3 protein-coding genes are annotated in these 6,162 nt (G+C 45.6%); all 3 read left to right on the top strand.

The annotated features are described in order from the left end of the window. Positions 1–56 precede the first annotated feature (56 nt). The gene (locus KKE17_15085) at positions 57–4,439 is read left to right on the top strand and encodes a response regulator (GenBank protein ID MBU1711323.1); all 4,383 of its coding nucleotides are present in this window, start codon (positions 57–59) and stop codon (positions 4,437–4,439) included. 119 nt (positions 4,440–4,558) lie between these two features. After that, positions 4,559–5,449: a protein-glutamate O-methyltransferase CheR gene (locus tag KKE17_15090; GenBank protein MBU1711324.1), complete on the top strand. Its 891-nt coding sequence runs from the start codon at positions 4,559–4,561 to the stop codon at positions 5,447–5,449. Between the two features lie 22 nt (positions 5,450–5,471). Then, positions 5,472–6,056 carry a chemotaxis protein CheB gene (locus KKE17_15095; protein ID MBU1711325.1) on the top strand — a complete coding sequence of 195 codons (585 nt, stop codon included), beginning with the start codon at positions 5,472–5,474 and terminating at the stop codon, positions 6,054–6,056. The last annotated feature ends 106 nt before the right edge of the window (positions 6,057–6,162 follow it).

Genomic DNA, 6,162 nt, shown 5'->3' on the forward strand with positions numbered 1-6,162 from the left:
CGATGTCGACAATTTATAATTATTAAACCCGGTTTTGTCGGGTTTAGGAGGGCGCTGTGACCGGCAAGGATGATTCAAGCATTAACAGCGAAAGCATGAAGTTTGCCTCCCGCAAGATGTTCAGCGGGTTGGGGAAAACCCTCTTTCTCTGGTTTCTGGCAATATCTCTCGTGCCCCTCACCATTATGAGCCTGGTGAGTTTCCGCAATGCCCATTCCAGCCTCAGAAAAGACGCAATTCAGTCCCTGTCCGCCTCCCTGAAAGACAAGAAAAAATTTTTTGCGGCCTATTTTTCCGAGCGTTTGAAGGACATCACCCTCCAGACAGACCTCCAGGTGAATATTGAACTCTTAATTGAGCTGCGACAGGCGTTTCTGAAAAGCGGTCTGCCGGTGGAGGAATTCATCAACACCATTGAATACCGTAATATCACCGCGAACCGAAGTTATGATATCGGCAATTTTGCGGCAATCTATGGTTACTACGATGTCCTTCTCATTGATGTTGATGGCGGCGTACTTTTTAGTGTTATGGGAGAAGACGATCTCGGCACCAATATATTTACGGACAAATTTGCGGATACTGAATTTTCCCGGGCATGTTGGGAAACCTTGGAAACCGGGCAACCAGTGGCAGGTGATCTTGAATTTTATGCCCCGACAAATAATGCCCTGGTTCTTTTTCTCGGTAAGGCGATGGTCGATGCCAATGGTGAAAAGATCGGCTTGATGGCTTTTAAGATGCCGATCCACCAGATCAATGACATCATGCAGGAAAGTACCGGCCTCGGCAATAAAGGACAGGCCTATCTCGTTGGAAAAGATTTGCTCATGCGGTCTGATTCACGGTTTGAAGAGCAATCCTCCATGCTGAAACGCCGGATTGATACTGAGGTTGTCCGGAACTGGATGAATTCCGAAAAGGTTTTTTCTGAAATCGCCAACCCTGAAGAATACCGCCAGGCCATCCAGAATGGTGAAATAGATTCGGCAATCGCCACCGAAGGAAAGATGGATATTTATCAAGGACCATATGGCGATGATGTCCTTGGCGGATACACCCGCCTCGACAGTCTTGAGAATCTTGGACTCAAATGGATAATGATTGCGGAAATCAATGTCGATGAAGCCTTTCGCCCCGTCTCTCTTTTACGAAAAATTGTTTATGGTCTTGCAACCGGAACCGGTATTTTTGTTGTCCTTCTGGCACTGACCGTTACCAGAAGAATTATTGTGCCGGTGAGAGAATTATCCCGCTGGTCGCGGCGGATAGCCTCAGGTGATCTCAGCTATTCCGACATTCATTCGGGACCTAATGAAATTGGCGAACTGGCCGAGAGTTTCAAGGTGGTAGTTGATTCTTTCCGGGGCATCTCTGATGTCTGCCAGGCCATTGCCATAGGGGATTATAGTAAGTCCATCGAATTGAGGAGCGATAAGGATTCACTCAGCACCTCGGTCAATCAGATGGCGGAGAATCTCCGGGCTGTCGTGCGCCAGGCAAATGCGGTTGCAGAAGGTGATTATTCAACGGAAATACTGCCTAAATCGGATAAGGATGAACTGGCCATCGCGTTGCTCAACATGACCACCAGATTGAGTGAAATGACCGATGATAATGAAAAACAGGACTGGTTCAAAGCCGGCTACAATGAACTTAACGATGTTATGCGTGGCATAAATGACCTTGAACTCATCAGCAATAATATTATTGCCTTTCTCGCTGAATACCTCAATGCCTTTGTCGGCGCATTCTATGTACTCAACGACCAGAAGGTGCTGGTCCTCGCCGGTGGCTATGCCCACAAGCAGGAAGCTGATTTTCCGAAGGAATTCAAAATCGGCGAAGCCCTGGTGGGTCAGGTTGCTCGGGACGGCAGTCCCATGCTCATTGAGGAGGTCCCCCTCGACTATATAAAGATTGATTCAGGTCTCGGGGATTCCGTGCCGCACAGCCTTGCGGTGGTGCCTTTTTACTATAACCAGCAGGTCAGCGGCGTAATCGAACTCGGCGCTTTTCATCGTTTCTCCCATATCCAGATGGAGTTTCTCGAAAGGGTTGTTGATAATATCGGCATTGCCATCGAATCGGCAAACGCCCATCGTAAGATGACGCAATTGCTGGATCAGACCCGCAAACAGGCGGAAAAATTGAAGTTACAGCAGGATGAGCTCTGGAAATCCAATGAGGTGCTTGAGGAACAGACCAAAGCCCTTGAGGAGTCTGAAAAACATCTTCAAAGTCAGCAGGAAGAGTTACGGGTTGCCAATGAAGAACTTGAGGAAAGAACTCAGGCTCTTGAAGAGCAACGAGACGCAATCAGGACGAAAAACAAGGAACTTGAATTCGCCCAGCTTGAAATCAAACAGAAAGCCAATGAGCTGGAGATTGCCAACACCTATAAATCAGAGTTTCTCGCCAACATGTCCCATGAGCTCCGGACTCCGTTAAACAGTATCCTTATTCTGTCGCAGCTGCTGTCGTCAGATGAAAAACACACCCTTTCGGAAAAACAGTTGGAATATGCTTCAACAATCCATTCTTCCGGAGGTGATCTGTTAACATTGATTAATGAAATACTCGACCTCGCCAAAGTGGAATCAGGCAAGATGGAACTCCATCCTGATAATATGGATCTTATTGAATTCACTCAAGGAATTGAAAGATTATTTAAGCCTGTGGCCAAGGATAAAGGCCTTGATTTTACCATCAACATAGAAACGTCGGTGCCGGAAATTATTAAAACCGATGTTCAGCGCGTCCAGCAGATAGTCAGGAATCTCGCGTCAAATGCCTTCAAATTTACCCATAAGGGTGGAGTGACTCTTTCCATTGGTCGTCCTTCTGCAGATGTGGATTTGAGTAAAAGCGGACTCAGGCGTGACAACGCCATTGCCATTTCAGTGGCGGATACCGGTATCGGAGTGCCGGGACATAAGAAGGATTTGATTTTTGAACCCTTTCAGCAGGCAGACGGTACAACAAGCCGACAATACGGCGGCACCGGTCTTGGGTTGTCCATTTCAAGAGAATTTGCCCGATTTCTTGGTGGTGAATTGCACATGGAGAGCGAGGAGGGTCAGGGTACGGTATTCATCCTCTACCTGCCGGAAAAAATACAGGAAGAAACTGAGAAAGATAATAAACAGGAAAACAAATCATTTGTCAGAAAGCCATATACGCGTGAAAAAGAGGTTCAAGTAACATCAGGTCCAGGCGAGCAAAATATTGAGGATAATCGTCGAATCATGATGCCTGGTGACCAGACATTATTGATCATTGAAGATGATCTCAATTTTGCAAAAGTATTAATTGAACAAGCTAATTCAAAAGGTTTTAAATGCTTTCATGCTGAAGACGGAGAAACCGGCCTCCATTTTGCCGATTTTCATAAACCATGCGCAATTATCCTTGATATCGGGCTGCCCGGCATTGACGGTTGGGAAGTAATGGAGAGATTGAAGGAAAACCCCGATACCCGCCATATTCCGGTTCATTTTATTTCCGCTGAGGACAGTATCATAGAAGCTATGCAGATGGGTGCCATCGGTTTTTTAACCAAACCGGTGACCTTGGATAAATTGAACATGGCGTTACTGAAAATTAAAAAAACTGCACTGAAATCGGTTAAAAAACTGCTCATCGTCGAAGATGATGATGTTCAACGGAAGAGCATTATGGCGCTCATCGGCAATGGTGATGTTGAAATAACTGATGCCGCAACCGGAGAAAGGGCCTGGGAGTTGCTTAACAAGGAAAGATTTGACTGTATGATTCTTGACCTTGGCTTGAAGGATATTTCGGGTTTTGATCTGCTTGAAAAGATCAAAACAAATGAAAATCTGTCGAAAATTCCGATTATTGTCAATACCGGCCGTGATTTGAGCCGCGAAGAAGAAGCAAAACTTCAGCGCTACACGGACAGCATTATTGTTAAAGGCGTTCGGTCGGCGGAAAGACTACTTGATGAAACAAACCTCTTCCTCCACCGTATTGAAGCAAATCTGCCTCCGGAAAAGCAGAGAGTGCATCGAATTTCTTATGACAAGGAAGCCGTCCTCAATGATAAGACCATTCTCCTTGTTGATGATGATATGCGAAATATTTTTGCCATCGCAAGTGTGCTTGAAGAGAAGGGCATGAAAATCATTATCGCCCGAAACGGTATTGAAAGCCTTGAAAAGCTTGACAAAAAACCTGAGATTGAGCTGGTGCTCATGGATATCATGATGCCTGAAATGGATGGCTATGAAGCCATGCAGCGCATTCGGGAGCAGGGAAGGTTCAAGGATCTGCCGATTATCGCTCTCACCGCCAAGGCAATGAAGGGTGATAAAAATAAATGCATTGAAGCCGGTGCCAATGATTATCTGGCAAAGCCTGTGGACATAGACAAGCTTCTTTCGTTGTTGAGAGTGTGGCTGTATAAACAACACTGACCGCTGGAAATTATAATTAAGTCTCTGGGCAGGCATGAAAATCGTTGAAAGGAGCCGGTGTGCGTCACCGATACTTTGCCTTGTTTCCTGATTCCCAACGTGATTTATGACGTTTTACTATGGGAAATATTAAGAGAGAGAACATAGAAATTCAGTTATTACTGGACGCGATTTTCCAGAAGTACGGTTATGACTTCCGGAGCTATTCACGGGCTCATGTCAAACGCCGAATACTGCGTCGTCTTGCAATGACCGACCTTGAAACCGTTTCCGATATGATAAAGGAGGTTCTGTATCACCCTGATTTTTTTGATAAACTGCTTCTCGACCTTTCCATCAACGTCACCGAGATGTTTCGCGACCCCTCATTTTACATGACGGTGCGCAAAGAGATCATACCGGTTTTACGCACCTATCCCTTTTTGAAAATATGGCATGCCGGTTGCTCCACCGGGGAAGAGATATATTCTCTCGCTATTCTTCTCCAGGAAGAGGGTCTCTATGGCCGAGTACAGATATATGCCACTGATTTTAACGAAGTTGTTCTTGAAAAAGCGAAAGAGGGAATATACCCCATTGATTTTATCAAGGATTACACGGTCAATTATCAACAGGCCGGCGGCACCCGCTCCTTTTCAGATTACTACAGCGCACATTATGATTATGTAATCATGAAAAAGGCGTTGCGCGAGAGAGTGGTTTTTGCCGACCATAATCTGGTCACCGACGGTGTATTCGGTGAAATGAATATGATTATCTGCCGCAACGTTCTCATTTATTTCAATCAGGAACTCCAGGGCAATGTTCATAAACTTTTTCTGGAAAGCCTTTGCCCCGGCGGTTTTTTATGCCTTGGTTCCAAGGAAAGTCTGAGGTTTTCAAAATATTATGATAGTTTCACTGCCGTTTTGGAAAAAGAGAAGATTTATCGTAAAAAATACGGAGATATTATCGCTCCTTTGAAAAAGCAACCGGTGCCGGAAACCCAAGGGCCGATATCCAAAATCTGAAGTCTGTCACCCGAGCACAATCATGAAATATAATGCAATCGTAATAGGAGTTTCGGCGGGCGGTATGGAGGCGCTGAGTACTATTATTCCCCAATTGTCCCCTGATCTGCCCGTACCGGTTTTGATCGTACAGCACATGAGTCCGGACTCCGACAGCTATTTAATTGAACGATTGAATGAATTGTCAGATATTAAGGTCAAAGAAGCCGAGGATAAGGAGAAGGTGCGGGAAGGGGTGGTATATTTTGCTCCGCCCAATTATCATCTTCTGGTGGATGATGAGGGTATTTTGTCTCTTTCTGGAGATGAACGGGTCAATTATGCTCGTCCGGCAATCGATGTTTTATTCGAATCAGCCGCCGATGTGTATTGCCCGGGTTTGATAGGTGTAATTCTTACCGGCGCAAATCAGGATGGCAGCGCCGGTCTTAAAAAAATCAAGGAGGAGGGTGGTATTGCTATTGTGCAGGATCCGGAAACAGCATTTGTTGACAGGATGCCCCGTGCTGCATTGGAGGTGGTGGAAGCCGACCATATACTCCCTCTTGAAACAATCGGTGCCATGCTGAATACCCTGGCAATAATTGATTCAATTGTTTTAGATTAGAAGATTTGGTTCTCAGGGTCCGTATATTTACTGTGTCCTGATCCTCTTTGGGCCTGTCTGATTCATGTGGCCGACGAAGTTTGTCGGAGGCTTATTCAGTCATTAA

The sequence above is a fragment of the Pseudomonadota bacterium genome (assembly GCA_018823135.1).
In the GTDB taxonomy this organism is placed as follows: Bacteria; Desulfobacterota; Desulfobulbia; order Desulfobulbales; family CALZHT01; genus JAHJJF01.

Excerpts from the sequence above, each read along its gene's own strand:
- KKE17_15095 (MBU1711325.1), top strand. The coding sequence starts at position 5,472 with ATGAAATATAATGCAATCGTAATAGGAGTTTCGGCGGGCGGTATGGAG.
- KKE17_15090 (MBU1711324.1), top strand. The coding sequence starts at position 4,559 with ATGGGAAATATTAAGAGAGAGAACATAGAAATTCAGTTATTACTGGAC.